The following is a 19697-nucleotide window of genomic DNA, read 5'->3' as shown; positions in this document are numbered from 1 at the left end:
GCGCGGGGCCCCGGGGGTTGGTTTTCGGCTGCGGCCTGCCTAGCAACTTGCCCTGCCGCCGACAAGCCGCGCGGGTCAGGGGACGGCAGGGTCGGGTGTCGCAGGGGCCGTGGCGCCGGGGGGGGAACTGCCGTCGCCCAGCACCGCGTCGATCCGGGCGATGGCCGCTTCGGTGACATCGACCCGGTCGAAGGACAGCACGACCGCCCCCTTGTCGAGGATCGCCACAGCGCCGTAATCCTGCATCAGATCGGCAAGGATCGGCACCGCCGTTTCAAAGAACCGCTGGCGGTCCGCATCGCGGCTTTGGGTCAGGCTGCGCGCCTTGGCCTCCTGCGCGGCGCGGATGCCCTCGACCCTGGTGTCGAATGCCTCGGCCAGGGCGCGGAACTCGGCGGGGGGCAACGTCGCGCGGCGGAAGGTCAAGTCGCGCTCTTCCGCCTCCAGACTGGCCTCGATCTTGCGGTTCTCGGCCTGAAGGGCGCGGCTCGCCTGTTCGGAAAGCGCCTGCACCGCCTTGCCATACAGCGATTCCGTGTAAAGGCGCTCCTGCGTCAGGGTCAGCACCGGGCTGCGCACCGGCACCTCGACCCCCAGCTGCTGCGCCGCCCCGGCCACCGGCCAGAGCAGCAACAGACCCAGCGCGGGCAGCACCCGGCGCATCAGAACTGCGTGGAGATCGTCAGGTCGAACAGTTGCTCCTCGTCGTAGTCTTCCTTGAGGATCGGCTTGGCGAAGTTGAACTTCAGCGGGCCGAGGCCGGTCGTCCAGTAGACCGAGAACCCGACAGACGAGCGCAGATACATCTCGTCGTCGACGACACCACTCCCCGCCGTATTGTCCAGCCCCCAGACCGACCCGATGTCGAAGAACACCCCGCCGGTGATGCCGTATTCCTCGGGCAATCCCAGCGGGAAGTCGGCCTCGAGCCGGGCAGCCGCAAAGTAGTTGCCACCCAGCGCATCATCGCCAGTCGGGAAAATGTCGCGCGGACCAAGACCGTTCGGCTCGAAGCCGCGAATCTTGCCGTTGCCGAAGAAACGGTCGGTCACACTGCTGTCGCCGTTCAGCGTGTTGATCATGCCGCCTTCCACCACGGCGCGGACCGTGACTTCCTCGTTCAGCACCTTGGTTTCGGCCAGAGCCAGCGCCGTGGAGGTGATGGATTGCACGTCGCCCCCCACCCCGCCGTAATCCTGGCTGAAGCGCAGCAGGAAGCCGCCGTTCGGGTTCAGGCCGGTCAGGCGCGTGTCGTAGGAATAGGTGTAACCGAGGGCCGAGGTCAGCAGAGCGCCGCGCGTTTCTTCCGCCTCCAGAATGTCTGAAGCATCGTCCTCTACGTTCAACAGCGACTTTTCCGTCAGCGTGTAGCGCAGCTCCAGCCGCCCGTTCTCGCTGACCGGGAATTCGATGCCGGTGTTGAACGAGATCCGCCGCGTGTCGTAGCGCGCGTTCTCGTTGTCGGACTCGAAGTAACCCGCGCCGATCCTGAACTTCAGGTCGCGGCCAAGGAAAGCCGGTTCGATGAAGTTGAAGGACGAGTTCTTGTTGTCCTTCCCCAGGGAAAGATTGACCCCGACGGTCTGGCCGCGCCCGAGGAAGTTGGTTTCCGTCAGCCCGACGTTGAAGCCGACCCCGGAACTGACGCCGTAGCTGACACCGAAGGTCAGCGACCCGGTCGGCTTTTCCTCCAGCCCGACCTTCACCACCACCTGGTCGCCCGCACTGCCCTGTTCCGATTCCACCGAGGCATCGGCAAAGAAGCCCAGTGCCCGGATGCGTTCGGCTGCCTGGCGCACTTCGCGCGGGTTGAAGGGGTCGCCTTCGACGGTGCGGAACTGGCGGCGCACCACCTGGTCGAGCGTCGTGGTGTTGCCCTCGATGTCGATGCGTTCGACGAACACCTTCTGGCCGCGGGTCAGGGCGAACTCGATATCCAGCGACTGCGTCTTGTCGTTGCGGGTCACGCGCGGGTCGATCCGCACGAAGTTCAGGCCCTTGCGCAGCGCCAGGGCTTCCATCCGCGCCACGTTGTTTTCCACGACGGCCGGCGAATAGACCACGCCCGGCCGCACGCGAAGAAGCTCGCGGAATTCGGCGATATCGACGCCCTCGATCTCGCTGACGGCGGAAATCCGGCCGAACTTGAACTGCTGGCCCTCGCGCACGGTGAAGGTCACGAAAGAGGCGTCGCGTTCGCGGGTCACTTCGGCGCTGGCGTCCATCACCTGGAAATCGACGTAACCGCGCGACAGGTAGAAATCGCGCAGCAGCTGCTTGTCGAGTTCAAGCCGCTCGGCAAACAGCGTGTCGGCCTGGATGAACTGGCGCAGGAGGCCCGCCTGCTTGGTTTCCAGCACCTGGCGCAGACGACGGTCGGAATAGGCGCGGTTGCCGACGAAGCCCAGCCGCTCGATCTCGGCCACCTTGCCCTCGGCGATCTCGAACACCAGATCGACGCGGTTGTCCGACCGGCGGATGATGCGCGGATCGACCGTGGCCGCGATGCGCCCCGACTGGCGGTAGGCTTCGACGATGGCGGCGGCATCGGCCTCAGCCAGGGCGGGCGAGAACACCCGACGCGACTGCGAGGTGATGATCTCGGCCAGCGCATCGTCCTTCAGCTTGGCGTTGCCCTCGAAGTTGATCACGTTGATCGTCGGATATTCCTTGACGGTGATCACCAGCGTGCCGCCGCGCGGGCTGAGTTCGACCGTCTCGAACAGGCCCGAGTTCAGGATGCGCTGATAGGCGTCGTTCAGGCCGCCGGCGGTGACCGCCTCGCCCTGCTTGATTCCGGCGTAAGACAGGATGGTGGCCGCGTCGACGCGGTCGTTTCCTTGCAGCGTGACGTTGGAAAAGCTGTAGGTCTGGGCTTGCGCCTCCAGCAGCATCGGGCCGCTAACCGCCGATGCCGCAAGGAAAAGTGTCAGTGCAGTGGAACGGAGCATCCCCCGGACCCGTGTGCCGCGTGCGAAAGCCGCGCCTGTCGCCTGATGCATCTGTCCGCCCCGTCAAATACTTGTCTGGCATCCTGACTAGCCGGATTGCCACGGCTTGTCAAAAGGCGCGGGCATTCATCTGGTTGGGTGTGTCAAAGATATCCACAAGCCCTTGTGGCCGCACGGCAACCCGGCAGGCGCGCCGCAGGGCGCGGCGGGCGGGGTCGCTATTGCGGGGCGGGGTGCGGCAGCAGCGCATAGCCCAGAAACGCCCCGGCCAGCAGCCCGACAAGGATGGTGCCGAGGCTGAACAGCCAGTCCCAGTTGAGGCCCACCAGCAGCGAAAGCCCGCGATATCCGTTCATGACCGTCTGCATCGTCGCACCTGTCGGATTGCCTCATTGCCCCCGCCGTAGCAGGGCAATGTGGCATCATTTTGGCATCACGGGCAGAACAGGTCGTTGCCCAGCGCAAAGACCATCAGCGTCAGCAGGATCGCCAGCCCGCCCGTCATCAGCACGCGCAGCACGCGGTCGCTGGGCGGCTTGCCGGTTGCAGCTTCCCAGGCGTGGAACACCAGATGCCCGCCATCGAGCACCGGCACCGGAAAGAGGTTCATCAGCCCGACGGCGGTGGACAGCATGGCAAGGAACCAGATGAAGCTTTCCACCCCCTGGCTTGCCATCGCCCCCGAGGTTTCGGCAATGCCGATCGGCCCCTGCAGGTTGCACGACGAGATTGCGCCGCTGGCCATGTGCCACAGCCCCGACAGGCTGGTGGTCGCGATGATCCAGCTTTGCCGCGCGCCAAGCCCGATGGTTTCGAACACGCCCGGCGTGCGGGTTTCGGGCACGAAAACCAGCCCGCCCGAAAGCCCGATCAGCCACCGCGTCTCGAAGCCGCCCGCCGTGGCCGGAATGTCCATCCGGCGCGGCACCAGCGCCACCTCGACCGTCTCGCCCGCCCGCCAGATGGTCAGCAGCAGCGTCTTGCCATCCGACACGCCAACGATCTCGCGCAGTTCGGCGAAGGAATTGATTGCCCAGCCGTCGACCGACAGCACGATGTCGCCCGCCTGCATCCCCGCATCCATCGCCGCCGACTGCGGCTGCACCCCGTCGGCAATCGCCGGGAATGGGAAGGGGCCGGGCAAGGTGATCTCTGCCCCGGCGCGCTCCACCCGGTAGTCGATCACCGGGGCGGGAGGCAGGGTCGATGTCACGTCGAGGAAGGTCGCAAGGTCCGGCGTCTCGGCCCCGCCGACCGACAGGATGCGGTCGCCGGGTTCCAGCGAGCGGCCCTCGTAGGGGGTCGCCTTCATGCTGCCCACCACCGGCAGGTCGGTCGCCACGCCGTTGAAGAAGAAGAACCCGCCGAACACCAGCACCGAGAACACGAAGTTGAACATCGGCCCCGCCGCCACCGTGGCCGCCCGCGCCCAGAGCGGCGCGCCATGCATGGTGCGGCGGCGCTCCTGCGTCGAGAGGCGCGAGATCATGCCGCCATCCTTGCCCGAGGCCGCATCGGAATCGCCAAGGAACTTGACGAAGCCGCCGAACGGCAGCGCCGCCACCTGCCAGCGCGTGCCCCGCCCGTCCATGCGCGACCACAGCACCGGGCCGAAGCCCAGGCTGAACACCTCGGCATGGATCCCCGACCAGCGGCCGACGATGTAGTGGCCGTATTCATGCACCGCCACGATGATCGAAAGCGCCACCACGAAGGCGATGATCGTCCAGGCGAAACCGCCGAACGAGGGGATCATTCCGATGATATCCAAGAACTCTACCTTCCTGATTGCCGCGCGCGCACCGCGTCTGTCGCCTCTTGCCGTGCGAGATGGTCCATTGCCAGCACATCCTCAAGGCCCTGCGGTGCATTTCCAAGGCAATTGCGGCCCGAAAGCCGGGCAAGCGTGTCCTCGACGATGCCCGCCATCTCGGCAAAGCCCAGTCCGCCCGCGATGAAGTGATCAAGCGCGATTTCCTTGGCGGCGTTGAAGGCCGCCCCGGCCATGCCGCCGGTCTCCATCACCTCGCGCGCGAGGCGCAGCGCCGGGTAGCGTTCCGTGTCGGGGGCGCGGAAGGTCATCTGCCCGGCCAGCGCCAGATCCAGCCGCGCCACCGGCAGCGCCGCGCGTTCGGGCCAGTTCAGCGCATAGCCGATGGCGTGCCGCATGTCGGGTGTTCCGACATGCGCCATGATCGCGCCGTCGCGAAAGCCGACCATCGAATGGATCAGCGATTCCGGATGGATGATGACCTCGACCTGATCGGGGGTCACGCCGAAGAACTCGCGCGCCTCGATCACCTCCATCGCCTTGTTGAACATCGAGGCGCTGTCGATGGTGATGCGCGCGCCCATCGACCAGTTGGGATGCGCCAGCGCCTCGGCCACCGTGGCCAGCGCCAGCCGCTCCAGCGGCCAGTCGCGCAGCGCCCCACCCGAGGCGGTCAGGATGATGCGTTCCACCGCCGCGATGTCCTCGCCCACCAGCGCCTGAAACACCGCCGAATGCTCGCTGTCCACCGGCAGGATGCGCGCGCCTGCCGCCGCCGCCGCCGCCAGAAGCAGCGGTCCCGCGGTCACCAGGCTTTCCTTGTTGGCCAGCGCCAGCGTGCGGCCATGCGCCAGCGCGCGGAACCCCGGCTCCAGCCCCGCCGCGCCGACGATGGCCGACATCACCCAGTCAGCCGGGCGGTCGGCGGCCTCGGCGATCGCCTGCGGTCCGGCGGCAACCTCGGTGCCCGAACCTTCCAGCGCCTCGCGCAGCGCGGGCAGGCAGTCGGGATAGGCGGTGACCGCCAGTTCCGCCCCCAGTGCGCGCGCCATTTCCGCCAGCCGCGCCACGTTGCGCCCGCCGGTCAGCGCCACGGTGCGGAAGGCCGCGCGGCCCCCCTGCCGCATCAACAGATCGAAGGTCGATTCACCGATCGACCCCGTGGCCCCGAACACCGAAACGCTGCGCATTGGCTAGACTCCCGAGAATGGCTGCAACAGGTACGACAGACCCAGCACAACCACCACTGCGCCGATCAGCGCATCGAACCGGTCCATCACGCCGCCATGCCCGGGGATCAGGCCCGAGCTGTCCTTGACCCCGGACCGCCGCTTGATCCAGCTTTCCGCGATGTCGCCCATCTGGCCCGCAAAGGCCACCAGCGGCGACAGCCAGACCAGCGCCCAGCCGCCCTGCCCCGCCAGCGCGAAGCCCACACCGACGGCCATCGCGCCAACCCAGCCCGCCACGGTGCCCGACCAGGTTTTCTTCGGGCTGACGCGCGGCCAGAACTTCGGTCCGCCGAAACGGCGCCCGACGAAGTAACCCGCCACGTCCGACACCACCACCACAAGCACGATCCACAGGATCGGCGCCATGCCGATGTCGGCCCGCAGCGTGACCAGCCCGTAGCCCGCCAGCATCACCAGACCGGCATAGGCAAAATAAAGCGCCGGATCGCGGCGCGGCGTCAGCGCCCCCGCCAGCCCGGGCAGCGCCAGCAGCGGCAGCAGCAGCGGCGACGGAAAGGCCAGCACGGCCAGCAGGCACAGCCCCGCCAGCATCGCCAGTGCCACCGCAGGCCAGCCGGGGGCGCGCGCGGTCATCACCGACAGTTCCCAGACCATCAGCGCCGAGACCAGGATCACCAGCGCGGCGAACGCCGGGCCGCCAAGCCAGATCTCCACCGCGCCGACCACCACCATCAGCGCGGCCGAGATGCCGCGCTTGCGCAGGTCGCTCCACCTTTCGGAAACACCTGGCGTCATGCGGTCTGCACCCCGCCGAAGCGGCGTTCGCGGTTGCCGAACCGCTGCAGGATGGAGGCCAGTTCCGCCGGGGTGAAGTCGGGCCACAGCGTCGGCGTAAACTCGTATTCGGCATAGGCCGACTGCCAGGGCAGGAAGTTCGAGGTCCGCGTCTCGCCGCTGGTGCGGATCACCAGATCGGGGTCGGGCAGATCGGCGGTATCCATCCGGGCGCTGATCGCCGCATCGCAGACATCGGCCGGGGCAAGCGTTCCCGCAGCCACGTCGTCGCACATCCGGCGCACGGCGCGGGTGATCTCGTCACGCCCGCCGTAATTGATCGCGACCGTCAGGTTCAGGTGGCTGAGCGGGGCGGTGCGCGTCTCGATCCCCTCCATCAGGCGTTGCAGCTTGGGGTCGAGGCGGCTGCGGTCACCGATGAAGCGCATCCGCACGCCCTCGGCCGCCAGCCGGTCGGCCTCGCGTTCGATGTAGCGCGCGAAGATGCTCATCAGGCCCAGCACCTCTTCGGTCGAGCGTTTCCAGTTCTCGGTCGAAAAGGCGTAGATCGTCAGCCAGCGGATGCCGAGGTCGGGGGCGCAGCGCACGATCTGCTTGACGCGCTCGGCGCCCTTGCGATGACCGACCAGCCGCGGCCAGCCGCGATTTGTGGCCCAGCGGCCATTGCCGTCCATGATGATCGCCACATGGTCAGCCATGCGCGGGGGCTGGATCGGGTCGCGCGGGTCGGTGGCGGCCAATTGCAGCCCCTTCTGCTTTGATGCGCAGGTCTCAGACCTGCATGATTTCGGCCTGCTTGCCTTCCAGCGAGCGGTCGACGGCGGCAATGGCCTTGTCGGTCAGGGCCTGCACCTCTTCGGACCACATCTTCTGGTCGTCCTCGGCCATGCCGGCCGTCTTGGCCTTCTTGATCTGGTCCATCCCGTCGCGGCGCACGTTGCGGATGGCGACCTTGGCGCGCTCGGCATAGTCGGCGGCGACCTTGGTCAGCTGGCGGCGGCGTTCCTCGTTCAGTTCGGGGATCGGCAGGCGGATCAGCGGGCCGTCGACCACCGGGTTGATGCCGATGCCGGAATCGCGGATCGCGCGTTCGACCTTGCTGACCATCGCCTTGTCCCAGACGTTGATCACCACCATGCGGGGTTCGGGCACGTTGACGGTGCCAAGCTGGTTGATCGGCGTCATCTGGCCGTAGGCATCGACATGGATCGGTTCGAGGATGCTGGCCGAGGCGCGCCCGGTGCGCAGCGAGCCGAACTCGACGCGCAGCGCCGCCAGCGCGCCATCCATCCGGCGTTCGAGGTCGTCGAGGTCTATGTCGAGATCGTCTTGCGACATGCGGTCAATCCTTCCTGGTCCGTGCCCGGCCGCGCCGGTCCTTGTCCGGGGGCGCGGCCGGGGTTTGCGGTGCTATAGCAGCAAGCTGCCGGATTCGTATAGGGTTCACCCCGCGTGGTCGCTGCGCCCGTCGCCCGCGCGGCGGGGCACCTCGCCCTGAACCCGTGTGTAGGTGCCCTCGCCGCGCAGGATGCCGCGGAAGCCCCCGGGCTCATCCAGCGAGAACACGATGATCGGCAGGTCATTGTCGCGCGCAAGGGCAATGGCGCTCGCATCCATCACGCCAAGGTGCTTTTGCAGGACTTCGTCATAGCTCACGAGGTCATAGCGCCGGGCATCGGGGTATTTCTTGGGATCCTTGTCATAGACGCCATCGACCTTGGTGCCCTTGAAGATCGCCTGGCAGGCCATCTCGTTGGCGCGCAGGGTGGCTGCGGTATCGGTGGTGAAATAGGGGTTGCCGGTGCCTGCGGCAAAGATGCACACCCGCTGCTTTTCAAGGTGGCGCACCGCGCGGCGGCGGATGTAGGGCTCGCAGACCTGATCCATCGGGATCGCGCTGATCACCCGGGTGAAGACGCCGAGCGATTCCAGCGCCGCCTGCATGGCCAGCGCGTTCATCACGGTGGCAAGCATTCCCATGTAGTCGGCGGTGGTGCGTTCCATCCCCTGGGCCGAGCCTTGCAGGCCGCGGAAGATGTTGCCGCCGCCGATCACCATGCAGATCTCGACGCCGAGATCGTGCACGGACTTCACCTCGCGCGCGATGCGCTGCACGGTGGGCGGGTGCAGGCCGTAGCCGAGGTCGCCCATCAGCGCCTCGCCGGAGATTTTCAGCATGACGCGGGAGTAGGTCACGGCTGCGGTTGCGGTCTCGGCGGTGCTCATCGGGGTATCCCTCTTGGGTGGCGGGCGTATTCGTGGTGGCCCCGGCCGGTTTGGCCCTTGGACTGCGGCGCAAAATGTCGGAAAACGCGGGCGGGTTCAACGGGGAAGGTGCAAGACGGACGCGGTGGCCCGCGACAGAAGGCGGCGGAACCGGGGGCCAGCCCCCGGACCCCCGGGGTATTTGGGCCAATGAGAAACATGAAGGAGGAGTGTCCTGCTCGGAATTGCCGCCAGCCTTTCCGCCGAGCAGCCGGTGCTGATCGCCGGGCCGACCGCCAGCGGCAAGTCGGGTCTGGCGCTGGAGATCGCGGCGCAGGGCGGCGGGGTGATCGTGAATGCCGATGCCTTGCAGGTCTATGACTGCTGGCGGGTGCTGACGGCGCGGCCGACGGCGGCCGAGGAGGCGGCGGTGCCGCACCGGCTTTATGGCCATGTCGGGCGTGACGCTGCCTATTCGGTCGGGCACTGGCTGCGGGAAGTGGCAGAGGTGCTGGCGGGCGGGGAGCGGCCGATCATCGTCGGCGGGACGGGGCTCTATTTCAGCGCTCTGACCGAAGGGCTGGCCGAGATACCGGCGATTCCGCCCGAGGTGCGCGCCGAGGCGGACCTGCGCCGGGCGGGCAATCTGGCGGGGATGATCGCCGATCTCGACGCCGCGACCCGGGCGCGCACCGACCTGGCCAACCCCGCCCGGGTGCAGCGCGCCTGGGAGGTGTGGCGCGCCACCGGGCGGGGGCTGGCGGACTGGCAGGCCGGCACCGCGCCACCGCTGTTGCCGCTCGCATCGGCGGCGGCCTTCGTGATCGTGCCGGGGCGCGACTGGCTGGGGGCGCGAATCGACGCGCGATTCGATGCGATGCTGGCGGCGGGCGCGCTGGAGGAGGTGGCGGCGGAACTGCCGCATCTGGCGGCGGCGCGGCCTTCGGCGCGGGCGATCGGGGCGGCGGAGCTTGGCGCGCATCTGCGCGGCGAAATTACGCTGGAGGCGGCGGTTGCGGCGGCAAAGATCGCGTCGCGGCAATATGCCAAGCGCCAGCGCACCTGGTTTCGCAGCCGGATGGGGCCTTGGCGGCGGATCGACCGGCCCTGAGGCGCGACCGCCGCTCTGCAAACTGCCGCCGACCGGGCGCGACAACCGCAGCTTGTGCCCACTTTTCGCTTGGGTCTTGCCGCAATGGCTGGTTATCTGGCAGGAGCGACCCCGGCTCAGAGACGGAACCCCTTCCCATGGCTGACCTTTCTGTCCCTTCAAAATTGCGGCTCGTGGCCATTCCGCGCCTTGCGGCGGGCGGGCGCTGGCGTGTCGAGGCCATGCGGGCGATTTCGGAACCGATGCTGCTGTGGTTCACCAAGGGTCAGGGCCGCATCACCATCGCGGGCGTCACGCGCGGCTACACCGCCAACAACGCCATCCTGGTGCCGGCCGGCGTGATGCATGGCTTCGAGGTCGGGCCGCAGGTGTTCGGCACCGCGGTGTTCTTCGGCCGCGACAGCGACGTGACGCTGCCCGACGCGCCGCTGCACCTGCGCATCCGCGAGGTCGGCATCCAACAGGAACTGAACCTGATCCTCGACAATATTTCGCGCGAGATGGACAGCACCAGCCCGGCGCATGACCGCGCGACCCGGCACTACCTCGGGTTGCTGAGCGTCTGGGTGGAGCGGCAGGCCAGCCGCGCCGCGCCCGACACCCCCGCCCCCGATGCGACCCGCCGTCTGGTGGCGCGCTATGTGGCGCTGCTGGAACAGGAATTCCGCTCGGGCATGGGGGTGGCGGAGTTTGCGGCGGCGCTGGGGGTCACGCCGACGCATCTCACGCGGTGTTGCCGGCAGACCTGCGCGCGCCCGGCCTCGGACCTGTTGCAGGACCGCCGGATCTTCGAGGCCCGCAAGCTGCTGAGCGAAACCGACATGTCGGTGGGACGGATCGGCGAAAGTCTGGGCTTCACCTCGCCCGCCTATTTTACCCGCGCCTTCCAGCACCTGACCGGCAGTTCGCCTTCGGCGTTTCGCCGCACGGCCTGAGGCTCGGTGCCGCGCTGCGGCATGGCCGTGCTTTCCGCTTTCCCGGCGGGAAAATGTCGCAAACCCGTCGCAAGGCGGCGAAAGCCGGCGTTGACGCCACGGCCTTTTCCGTGCGCAATGCGATATGCGAGGTCTCGCCGACCGTCGGGACCGGGCCGCAAGGCCGCACCGACCCATGGAACGGCCGTGCCCGCCATTCAAAAAAAACGACCTGACAGGGAGACTGACATGATCCATTTCACCCCGGGCGCCGAGACGCTGCATCCTGCGGCGCGGCGCTATTCGGCGGAAGTGCGGGCGGGCACGATGAGCCGCCGCGAATTTCTGACCCGCGCCTCGGCGCTGGGTGTTTCGGCCGTGGCGGCCTACGGGTTGCTGGGGCTTGCGGCACCGCGGGCCATGGCGCAGACCGGCGTTGCGGGCGGCACGCTGAGGCTCGACATGGAGACCAAGGGGCTGAAGGATCCGCGGCTCGCCGACTGGTCGCAGATCGCCAACTTCACGCGCGGCTGGCTGGAATATCTGGTCGAATACAATTCTGACGGGTCGTTCCGCGGCATGTTGCTGGAAAGCTGGACCGCCAATGACAACGCCACGGAATACACGCTGAGCGTCCGGCAGGGCGTGAAATGGTCGAACGGCGACGATTTCACCGCCGAGGACGTGGCCTTCAACATCACCCGCTGGTGCGACGGCACCGCCGAAGGCAATTCGATGGCCGCCCGCGTGTCGAGCCTGATGGACGAGGCGACCAAGCAGGCAAGGGTCGGCGCCATCACCGTGGCCGATGCCAGTACTGTCAAGCTGGTGCTGAACGCGCCCGACATCACCATCATCGCGGGCTTTGCCGACTATCCGGCGGCGGTGGTGCATCAAAGCTATGACGGCGGTGACCCGGCGGTCAACCCGATCGGCACCGGCCCCTACCTGCCCGAGACCAACGAGGTCGGCGTCAAGCAGGTTCTGGTCAGGAACACCGCGATGGAATGGTGGGGCACCCCGGTCTATGGCGGCCCCTACCTTGACCGGATCGAATACATCGACCTCGGCACCGACCCGGCCGCGCTGGTCGCGGCGGCGGAATCCGACGAGATCGACATGACCTACCAGACCTCGGGCGATTTCGTCAGCATCTTCGACGGGCTCGGCTGGGAGAAATCGGAAGCCGTGACCTCGGCCACGCTGACGGTGCGCTTCAACCAGCAATCCTCCGATCTTTACAAGGACGTTCGGGTGCGTCGCGCGCTGAGCATGGCGGTCGACAATGCCGTGGTGCTTGAGCTGGGCTATGCGGGCCTTGGCACCGTGGCCGAAAACCACCACGTCTGCCCGATCCACCCCGAATATGCCGAGCTTCCGCCGCTGGTGGTCGACCCGGCCGCCGCCAAGGCGATGATCGCCGAGGCGGGCCATGCCGACACCGAGTTCGAGCTGATCTCGATCGACGACGCCTGGCAGGCGGGCAGCTGCGACGCGGTGGCCGCCCAGATCCGCGACGCGGGCATCAACATCAAGCGCACCATCCTGCCGGGTTCGACCTTCTGGAACGACTGGCTGAAATACCCGTTCTCTGCCACCGAATGGAACATGCGCCCGCTTGGCGTGCAGACCCTGGCGCTGGCCTACAAGTCGGGCGTGGCCTGGAACGAGGCGGGCTATTCCAACCCCGAGTTCGACGCGGCCCTGGCAGAGGCGATGTCGATCGCGGATGCCGACGCACGGCGCGTGGTGATGGCGAAGATCGAAAAGATCATGCAGGACGACGGCGTGCTGATCCAGCCCTACTGGCGTTCGATCTTCCGGCACCACAAGCCGACGGTGAAAGGCGCCGACATGCACGCCACGTTCGAGCATCACCACTACAAGTGGTGGATCGAGGCCTGATCTTTCCGAAACCGGCCCGGGGGCGCGGCGCACCCTGCCCCCGGCCATTTCCACGGCACGGCCCCCTGCCCTGCCGCAGCGGATGTGACAGCACCAGCCCGGCGGCCCTGCCCGCCACCGACCAGCCCGGCCCGGGGCAGGAAAGGGAAAAGCCATGCTCCGATTCCTGTTGCGACGATTCCTGTTGCTGGTGGCAACGGCGCTGTGCCTGACCTTCATCGTGTTCTACCTGACCAACCTGCCGCCCAACCTCGAAAAGCTCGCCAAGTCCGAAGGCAACGCCCGGATGCAGGACGCCGAGGTGACAAGCTGGCTGGAAAAGAACGGCCACGCCCGCCCCCTGCTCCTGCGCTACGGTGCCTGGCTGGGGGTCGCCCCCGGCTGGACGTTTGAGGAACCCGACGGCACCGTGCGCGGCCGCTGCATCCCGCGCGGCACCGACGCCAGCCTTGCCCCGCGCTTCTGCGGCGTTCTGCAAGGCAACTGGGGCCAATCGAGCGTCTTCAAGGAACCGGTGTCGAAGATCGTCGCCGTCAGGCTGGGGCTGACCGGCTGGCTGATGCTTTGCGTGATGCTGGTGATGGTGCCCTCGGCGCTGCTGATCGGCGTGCTGTCGGGGATGCGCGAGGGCTCTCGCACCGACCGCTGGCTGTCCACCGGGGCCATCGCCACCACCGCGACGCCGGAATATGTGTCGGGCGTGGTGTTCATCACCATCTTCGCCTCTTCGGTGACCGGGCTCGGCTGGTTCAAGGGCACGGCGACCTCCGCGATGGACGGCATAACCTTCGCCAACTTCTTCCTGCCGGTGATGACCATCGCCCTTTACGGCATCGGCTACATCGCCCGCATGACCCGCGCCTCGATGGCCGAGGTGATGACGGCACAATACATCCGCACCGCGCGGCTGAAGGGTGTGGGCTTCGGCGCCGTGGTGATGCGCCACGCCCTGCGCAACGCGTTGATCGCCCCCTTCACCGTGATCATGCTGCAGTTTCCCTGGCTGCTGAACGGCGTCGTGATCGTGGAGACGCTGTTCAATTACAAGGGCTTCGGCTGGGCGCTGGTGCAGGCGGCGGGCAACAACGACATCGAGCTCCTGCTCGGATGCTCGGTCGTGGCGGTGGTGGTGGTGCTGGTGACGCAGCTCCTGTCCGACATCGGCTACGCCTGGCTGAACCCCCGCATCCGCATCTCGTAGGAAGGACAACCCGTGGAACCACTGGGCTGGGGCCAGATCCTCGTCGCGATCCTGACGCAGTTCCTGCCGGTCTGGGCGGGGATGATCGTGACGCTGGCACTGTCGGTCACCTTCAAGCGGCGTCTGGGGCTTTACGGCAAGCTTTATGACAGCCCGGTGGGCATGGTCGGCTTCGGGCTGGTGCTGTTCTGGGTGTTCACCGCGATCTTTGCCGACCAGATCATCACCCACGACCCGCTGCGCCAGGTCTCGGGGCTCAAGAACGCCTGGCCCGGCGCGGCACTGGCCAATCCGGGCGAGGCCTATCCGCATTATCTGCTGGGCGGCGACAACCTAGCGCGCGACGTGTTCTCGCGCATGGTGATGGGGGCGCGGCGCGTCCTCGCCATCGCCCCGGCCGCCACGCTCTTCGCCTTCATGATGGGCATCACCCTCGGCCTGCCCGCAGGCTATTTCGGCGGCAAGCTCGACGCGGTGCTGTCCTTCCTCGCCAACCTCGTGCTGTCCTTCCCGGTGATCCTGCTGTTCTACCTGCTGGTCACGCCGGAAATCCGCGTCACCGGCATCCCGACCATGCTGGCCGCCGTGCTGTTCCTGTTCCCGGTGATCTTCCTGACCGTGCTTTTCAACAGCCGCTACTTCACCAACCCGAAACAGCGCAACCTCTACGTCGGCATCACGCTGGTGCTCGGCCTCTGGGCCTATTCGGGCCTTGCCTTCAACGCCGACCCTCTGGGCGTATGGTCGATGGACCCGAACCTGCTGAACGTCTTCGTCTCGGTGGTGTTCGTCAACGCGCCCACCGTGTTCCGCATCGTGCGCGGCATCACGCTCGACATCAAGTCGCGCGACTACGTCGCGGCCGGCCAGACCCGCGGCGAAGGCCCCTGGTACATCATGCTGTGGGAGATCCTCCCCAACGCCCGCGGCCCGCTGATCGTCGATTTCTGCCTGCGCATCGGCTACACGACCATCCTGCTCGGCACGCTGGGCTTCTTCGGCCTTGGCGTGGCCCCCGAAAGCCCCGACTGGGGCTCCACCATCAACGCAGGCCGCAGGCTCCTGTCATCCTTCCCCTTCCCCGCCCTCGTCCCGGCGCTGGCGCTGATGAGCCTGGTGCTCGGCCTCAACCTGCTGGCCGACGGTCTGCGCGAAGAAAGCCTGAAAGACTGATGCCCCCGCCCCCGCCCCCCTTTGCGCTTTCACATTGGCACAAATATCCCACGGGGGCGCGGGGGTGTGAAACCCCCGCTCCCGCCGTCAGCCGCCCCTCCGGATGCCCGACACGAGGCCGAACATGACACACGCAGCTTCCGCCGACCGGGATCCCGCCGAACCGATCCTCGAGATCGAGAACCTCTCGATCTCCTTCTTCCTGCGCACCCGCGAGATTCCGGCGGTGATGGATTTCTCCTGCACCGTGATGCCGGGCGAGGCGATGGGGCTGGTGGGCGAATCCGGCTGCGGAAAGTCCACCGTGGCGCTGGCGGTGATGCGCGATCTGGGCAAGACCGGCCGCATCACCGGCGGCAGCATCCGCTTCAAGGGCCGCGACCTGACCCACATGACCGAGGCGGAACTGCGCCACATCCGCGGCTCGGAAATCGCGATGATCTATCAGGAGCCGATGGCCTCGCTGAACCCCGCGATGAAGATCGGCGCGCAGCTGGCCGAGGTGCCGATGATCCATCAGGGCATGGGCCGCGCCGACGCCTGGGCGCTGGCCCGTCAGATCGTGGCCGACGTGCGCCTGCCCGACCCCGACCGCATCCTGCAGGCCTTCCCGCACCAGCTTTCGGGCGGCCAGCAGCAGCGCATCGTGATCGCCATGGCGCTGATGTCCAAGCCCGCGCTGCTGATCCTCGATGAACCCACCACCGCGCTCGATGTCACGGTCGAGGCGGGCATCGTCGATCTGGTCAAGGATCTGGGCCGGAAATACGGCACCTCAATGCTGTTCATCAGCCACAACCTCGGCCTGATCCTCGATGTCTGCGACCGGCTCTGCGTGATGTATTCCGGCGAGGCGGTGGAAACCGGCAACGTGGCCGAGGTGTTCGACAAGATGCGCCACCCCTACACGCAGGCGCTGTTCCGTTCGATCCCGCTGCCGGGGGCCGACAAGAACACCCATCCGCTGGTCGCGATCCCCGGCAACTTCCCGCTGCCGCACGAACGGCCCCGGGGCTGCAACTTCGGCCCGCGCTGCGACTATTTCCAGCCCGGCCTGTGCAATGCGGCCGAGGTGCCGATGCTTCAGGTGCCCTTCGGAGACCGCCACGAAACCCGCTGCCTGCGGTTCGGGGCCATCGACTGGGATGCCCCGCTCGCCGCGCCCGTCACGGTCGAAAAGACCCCGGTCGGCGCCATCGTGCTGCGGATGGAGAACCTGCGCAAGTATTACGAGGTCGGCAGCGGCTCGATGTTCGGCAGCGGCGCGACCCGGGTGGTCAAGGCCAACGAAACCCTCAGCTTCGAGGCGCGCGAGGGCGAAACCCTGGCGATCGTGGGTGAATCCGGCTGCGGCAAGTCCACCTTCGCCAAGGTGCTGATGGGGCTGGAAACCGCGACCTCGGGCAAGATCGTGCTCTACAATCAGGACATTCAGGATACTCCGATCGAAAAGCGGTCCACCGACACCGTGTCATCGGTGCAGATGGTGTTCCAGAACCCGTTCGACACGCTGAACCCCTCGATGACGGTCGGCCGTCAGATCGTCCGCGCGCTGGAAATCTTCAAGGAAGGCACCTCGGATGCCGACCGCACGGCGCGGATGCTGGAACTGCTCGATCTCGTGAAACTGCCCCGCGCCTTTGCCGTCCGGATGCCGCGCCAGCTTTCGGGCGGCCAGAAGCAGCGGGTCGGCATCGCCCGCGCCTTTGCCGGGGGCGCCAAGGTGGTGGTGGCCGACGAGCCGGTGTCGGCGCTCGATGTCAGCGTGCAGGCCGCCGTCACCGACCTGCTGATGGAGATCCAGCGCAAGAACCGCACCACCCTGCTGTTCATCAGCCACGACCTGTCGATCGTGCGCTATCTCAGCGACCGGGTGATGGTGATGTATCTGGGGCATGTGGTGGAGATGGGCACGACCGATCAGGTGTTCCAGCCGCCCTACCACCCCTATACCGAGGCGCTGCTGTCGGCGGTGCCGATTGCCGACACGCGGGTGAAGAAGAAGCGCATCGTGCTGGAAGGCGACATTCCGTCCGCGATGAACCCGCCGCCCGGCTGCCCGTTCCAGACCCGCTGCCGCTGGAAATCACAGGTGCCCGGCGGGCTCTGCGACCGCGAGATGCCGCCGATCCGGGTGCTGGCGCCGGGCCATCAGGTCAAGTGCCACCTGCCCGATGCCGTGCTGGCCACGATGGAGCCGGTGATCACCCTGGCCGAAGACTAGCGCCGACGCTCAGTCCCACAGCGCCCAGTCCAGGGTTTCGGTCTCGCCCATCCCGCGCCGCAGGGCGGCCGTGGCCGGGCTGGCGAAACGGTCGGCGTCGTGCAGGGCATCGGGCAGGATCAGCGCCGGCAGCCTGCCCTGAAGCTGATCCAGCGGCACCAGGTGTTCGGCCAGCGCCGCAGGGACCGCGAACTCCCGCCCCGAAAACGCCACCCCGCCCAGATCCTGCTTCAGCACGAAGCCATGGGCGGCCAGCCGGCCGTCCTCGACACAGACGATCAGCTTCCAGTAGCGCAGCGGAATCTGCACCCGCACCGGGCCGTCGTCATCGACACCGTCGAACCACGGATCATCCTCGCGGAACACCGGGCCCGCGAAGATGCAGTAGCGTTCGGCGCTGCCCTGCCGCTTTACCGCATCCTCCAGCCTGCGCCAGATGCCGTGGCGGTTGAACCCCGCGACCTGCGGGCTGCAATTGGTGCAGTGGAACGTGTCGTTGTTGGCGCGGCGCAGCGCGTCGTAGCTGTCGCCGAACGCCACATCCTCGCGCCGCACGACATGGCCCTTGTCGAACGACTGGCGGTCCTTGCGGTAGTAGACATCGGGCAACTGGTGGCGGGCGGCAATGCGCGGATCGGTGACCCAAAGCTCGGTGTCGTTCTCGTCCAGCCCCGCCACGGCCTTGCGGTCATAGTCGCGGAACGGTTCCGGCCGCCGCGCCTTGGCCGAACCGTCGACATTCGCCGCCGTGCACAGCGCCAGCCGCCGGTCGCGGTGCATCAGGATCGAGAAATGGTGATAGGCCAGCACCGGGCTGTCGCTTCCGTCCAGCCGTGGCGGGCTTACGCCCGGATCGGAAAGCACCGGCATCGGCACGTCGAGCCCGAGGAAACCCGCGTCATAGCCCGGACGCGCTGCGTAATCCGGGTCGAGCAGCGGCGCGCGCATCCGTTCGACCGGCGCCGCCGACACCGCCGCCGCGACGGTCACCGAAGGCAGCCCGATGGCAAGCGTCAGCGTCACCGGAATGGTGGCGACCACGGTGCCGCCCCCCACCTGCACAGTGGCGACCGGCACGGTTCCGGCCTGCGCCACGGTCGATTGCGCCGGACTTTCGCCATCCGCCGCGGCCCATGCGGCATCCCAGCCGGTGGTGGCATCCGCAGCCCCACCGGCAAAGCGCACACCCGCTGCGCGCACATGGCGGTCCCGCGCGAGTTCCGCCGCAGGCACGGCGAAGTTGGTTTCCAGATAGCGCCCGGCGAAATGCAGCCCCAGCACCCGCCCGGTCTGCGCACAGATCACCGCCGACCCCGAATTGCCGCCAAGCGTCGAGGCGTCATGCGTTGCGGCCATCACCCGGTTGCCGAAACTGTCGGTCGCGGCCTGCCCGGTCACCTTGCCCGGCTGCAACCGCTTCACCTGGAACAGGCGGCGGAAGATCCGCAGTTGCAGGTCGATGTCGTTGCGGGTGTCGAGCGCGGGGTAGCCGATCACCGCGATGTCGCGCCCCTCGGTCGCCGGGGGCGGCTCCAGCGAAAGCTCCAGCGGGGTGATCGGCTCCAGACCCTCCACCTCCAGCAGCGCCATGTCCCACCAGGGGTGGATCATCCGCACCCGGCGCACCGCAAGGGTCAGCGCGTCTTCGGCCTGCGGGTCGCCGCCCGCCTCGCGCGCCGGGTTGACGGCGGCACGCAGCCCGGGCCGAAACTCCAACCCCGCCCGGCCCAGCCCGCGCGCGAACAGTTCGGCAACATGGCGGTTGGTCATCATCAGCCCTTCACCGACCACGAAACCTGTCCCGGCATAGGGAATGGTGGCATGGCCCGGCATCTCGACCCGCCCGACAGCCGGGATGGCGCGGCGCAGGTGCCCGGCCGCGTCGCCCTGTGCCAGATGCGCCCAGAGCGGATCGTCCAGCACGAAATCGCCCTGCCTTATGTCGACCACCGGCCGCAGGCGCGGCAGGATGATCGCCTCGACCGCCGCCGCCGCACGCGCGTCCAGCGCGCCGCCGCTGCGCAGCGTTTCCACCGCCCCCTGCGCGCGGTGCATCTCGGCCGCCGAAGCCTCGCCGGTCGGGCCGCCCCCGGCAAAGAAGCCCGGATCCTCGATCAGGCGTTCGGTGTCCTGCGGCGGCACCAGTCGCCGCAACAGATCCGCGACCGAAGCGGCGTGGGACGTTTCTGCCATCTGCAATCACCGTTTGAACGAAATGCCCGTTCACTATATCATGGAGCGACAATTTTCCGAG

General features: G+C 67.6%; 16 protein-coding genes. 6 read left to right on the top strand and 10 right to left on the bottom strand.

Features of this window, described 5'->3' with window-relative positions; translation table 11 throughout:
• Positions 1–75: 75 nt before the first annotated feature.
• From RNZ50_10275 to pyrH, 9 genes are all read right to left on the bottom strand, one after another.
• Positions 76–663: an OmpH family outer membrane protein gene (locus RNZ50_10275; GenBank protein ID MDT8855389.1), complete on the bottom strand. Its 588-nt coding sequence runs from the start codon at positions 661–663 to the stop codon at positions 76–78.
• On the bottom strand, positions 663–2951 hold the full coding sequence (gene bamA / locus RNZ50_10270; GenBank protein MDT8855388.1) for an outer membrane protein assembly factor BamA: 2289 nt from the start codon (positions 2949–2951) through the stop codon (positions 663–665). The genes RNZ50_10275 and bamA overlap by 1 nt, the downstream gene beginning before the upstream one ends.
• A 218-nt stretch (positions 2952–3169) precedes the next feature.
• Positions 3170–3319 (bottom strand): hypothetical protein, encoded by a 150-nt coding sequence (locus RNZ50_10265; GenBank protein ID MDT8855387.1) that lies wholly within the window; start codon positions 3317–3319, stop codon positions 3170–3172.
• A 65-nt stretch (positions 3320–3384) separates the two neighbouring features.
• Positions 3385–4722 carry an RIP metalloprotease RseP gene (gene rseP, locus RNZ50_10260; protein ID MDT8855386.1) on the bottom strand — a complete coding sequence of 446 codons (1338 nt, stop codon included), beginning with the start codon at positions 4720–4722 and terminating at the stop codon, positions 3385–3387.
• Between the two features lie 5 nt (positions 4723–4727).
• A complete protein-coding gene (gene dxr, locus RNZ50_10255) occupies positions 4728–5912 on the bottom strand; it encodes a 1-deoxy-D-xylulose-5-phosphate reductoisomerase (GenBank protein ID MDT8855385.1) in 1185 nt (394 codons plus the stop codon).
• Between the two features lie 3 nt (positions 5913–5915).
• Positions 5916–6710, bottom strand: a complete 795-nt coding sequence (locus tag RNZ50_10250) for a phosphatidate cytidylyltransferase (GenBank protein ID MDT8855384.1) — start codon at positions 6708–6710, stop codon at positions 5916–5918.
• Positions 6707–7450 carry a polyprenyl diphosphate synthase gene (gene uppS / locus RNZ50_10245; GenBank protein MDT8855383.1) on the bottom strand — a complete coding sequence of 248 codons (744 nt, stop codon included), beginning with the start codon at positions 7448–7450 and terminating at the stop codon, positions 6707–6709. The genes RNZ50_10250 and uppS overlap by 4 nt, the downstream gene beginning before the upstream one ends.
• A gap of 31 nt (positions 7451–7481) precedes the next feature.
• On the bottom strand, positions 7482–8048 hold the full coding sequence (gene frr / locus RNZ50_10240) for a ribosome recycling factor (GenBank protein MDT8855382.1): 567 nt from the start codon (positions 8046–8048) through the stop codon (positions 7482–7484).
• A gap of 105 nt (positions 8049–8153) precedes the next feature.
• Entirely contained in the window at positions 8154–8936 is a 783-nt protein-coding gene (gene pyrH / locus RNZ50_10235; GenBank protein ID MDT8855381.1) for a UMP kinase, read from the bottom strand.
• Positions 8937–9150: 214 nt separating this feature from the next.
• On the opposite strand from pyrH, the gene miaA reads away from it, so the two are divergent.
• From miaA to RNZ50_10205, 6 genes are all read left to right on the top strand, one after another.
• Positions 9151–10026 carry a tRNA (adenosine(37)-N6)-dimethylallyltransferase MiaA gene (gene miaA, locus RNZ50_10230; GenBank protein MDT8855380.1) on the top strand — a complete coding sequence of 292 codons (876 nt, stop codon included), beginning with the start codon at positions 9151–9153 and terminating at the stop codon, positions 10024–10026.
• Positions 10027–10163: 137 nt separating this feature from the next.
• Positions 10164–10961 (top strand): AraC family transcriptional regulator, encoded by a 798-nt coding sequence (locus tag RNZ50_10225; GenBank protein ID MDT8855379.1) that lies wholly within the window; start codon positions 10164–10166, stop codon positions 10959–10961.
• Positions 10962–11189: 228 nt separating this feature from the next.
• The gene (locus RNZ50_10220; GenBank protein MDT8855378.1) at positions 11190–12845 is read left to right on the top strand and encodes an ABC transporter substrate-binding protein; all 1656 of its coding nucleotides are present in this window, start codon (positions 11190–11192) and stop codon (positions 12843–12845) included.
• A 154-nt stretch (positions 12846–12999) separates the two neighbouring features.
• A complete protein-coding gene (locus RNZ50_10215; protein ID MDT8855377.1) occupies positions 13000–14046 on the top strand; it encodes an ABC transporter permease in 1047 nt (348 codons plus the stop codon).
• A 12-nt stretch (positions 14047–14058) separates the two neighbouring features.
• Positions 14059–15219 (top strand): ABC transporter permease, encoded by a 1161-nt coding sequence (locus RNZ50_10210; GenBank protein ID MDT8855376.1) that lies wholly within the window; start codon positions 14059–14061, stop codon positions 15217–15219.
• 124 nt (positions 15220–15343) lie between these two features.
• Positions 15344–17443, top strand: a complete 2100-nt coding sequence (locus RNZ50_10205; GenBank protein ID MDT8855375.1) for an ABC transporter ATP-binding protein — start codon at positions 15344–15346, stop codon at positions 17441–17443.
• A 9-nt stretch (positions 17444–17452) separates the two neighbouring features.
• Here RNZ50_10205 and RNZ50_10200 read toward each other — a convergent pair whose 3' ends face one another.
• Positions 17453–19636 carry a DNA/RNA non-specific endonuclease gene (locus RNZ50_10200; protein ID MDT8855374.1) on the bottom strand — a complete coding sequence of 728 codons (2184 nt, stop codon included), beginning with the start codon at positions 19634–19636 and terminating at the stop codon, positions 17453–17455.
• Positions 19637–19697 lie beyond the last annotated feature (61 nt).

This window comes from Paracoccaceae bacterium Fryx2 (genome assembly GCA_032334235.1).
In the GTDB taxonomy this organism is placed as follows: domain Bacteria; phylum Pseudomonadota; class Alphaproteobacteria; order Rhodobacterales; family Rhodobacteraceae; genus JAVSGI01.
The sequence above is the reverse complement of the archived record's forward strand: the minus strand, read 5'-3'. Positions and strand labels throughout refer to the sequence as shown.

What these genes read in the sequence shown, in the direction of transcription:
- RNZ50_10215 (MDT8855377.1), top strand. Translation starts at nt 13,000, where the DNA reads ATGCTCCGATTCCTGTTGCGACGATTCCTGTTGCTGGTGGCAACGGCG.
- RNZ50_10250 (MDT8855384.1), bottom strand. Translation starts at nt 6,710, where the DNA reads ATGACGCCAGGTGTTTCCGAAAGGTGGAGCGACCTGCGCAAGCGCGGC.
- dxr (MDT8855385.1), bottom strand. Translation starts at nt 5,912, where the DNA reads ATGCGCAGCGTTTCGGTGTTCGGGGCCACGGGGTCGATCGGTGAATCG.
- bamA (MDT8855388.1), bottom strand. Translation starts at nt 2,951, where the DNA reads ATGCTCCGTTCCACTGCACTGACACTTTTCCTTGCGGCATCGGCGGTT.
- RNZ50_10265 (MDT8855387.1), bottom strand. Translation starts at nt 3,319, where the DNA reads ATGCAGACGGTCATGAACGGATATCGCGGGCTTTCGCTGCTGGTGGGC.
- RNZ50_10205 (MDT8855375.1), top strand. Translation starts at nt 15,344, where the DNA reads ATGACACACGCAGCTTCCGCCGACCGGGATCCCGCCGAACCGATCCTC.
- RNZ50_10200 (MDT8855374.1), bottom strand. Translation starts at nt 19,636, where the DNA reads ATGGCAGAAACGTCCCACGCCGCTTCGGTCGCGGATCTGTTGCGGCGA.
- RNZ50_10220 (MDT8855378.1), top strand. Translation starts at nt 11,190, where the DNA reads ATGATCCATTTCACCCCGGGCGCCGAGACGCTGCATCCTGCGGCGCGG.
- RNZ50_10275 (MDT8855389.1), bottom strand. Translation starts at nt 663, where the DNA reads ATGCGCCGGGTGCTGCCCGCGCTGGGTCTGTTGCTGCTCTGGCCGGTG.
- frr (MDT8855382.1), bottom strand. Translation starts at nt 8,048, where the DNA reads ATGTCGCAAGACGATCTCGACATAGACCTCGACGACCTCGAACGCCGG.
- RNZ50_10225 (MDT8855379.1), top strand. Translation starts at nt 10,164, where the DNA reads ATGGCTGACCTTTCTGTCCCTTCAAAATTGCGGCTCGTGGCCATTCCG.
- pyrH (MDT8855381.1), bottom strand. Translation starts at nt 8,936, where the DNA reads ATGAGCACCGCCGAGACCGCAACCGCAGCCGTGACCTACTCCCGCGTC.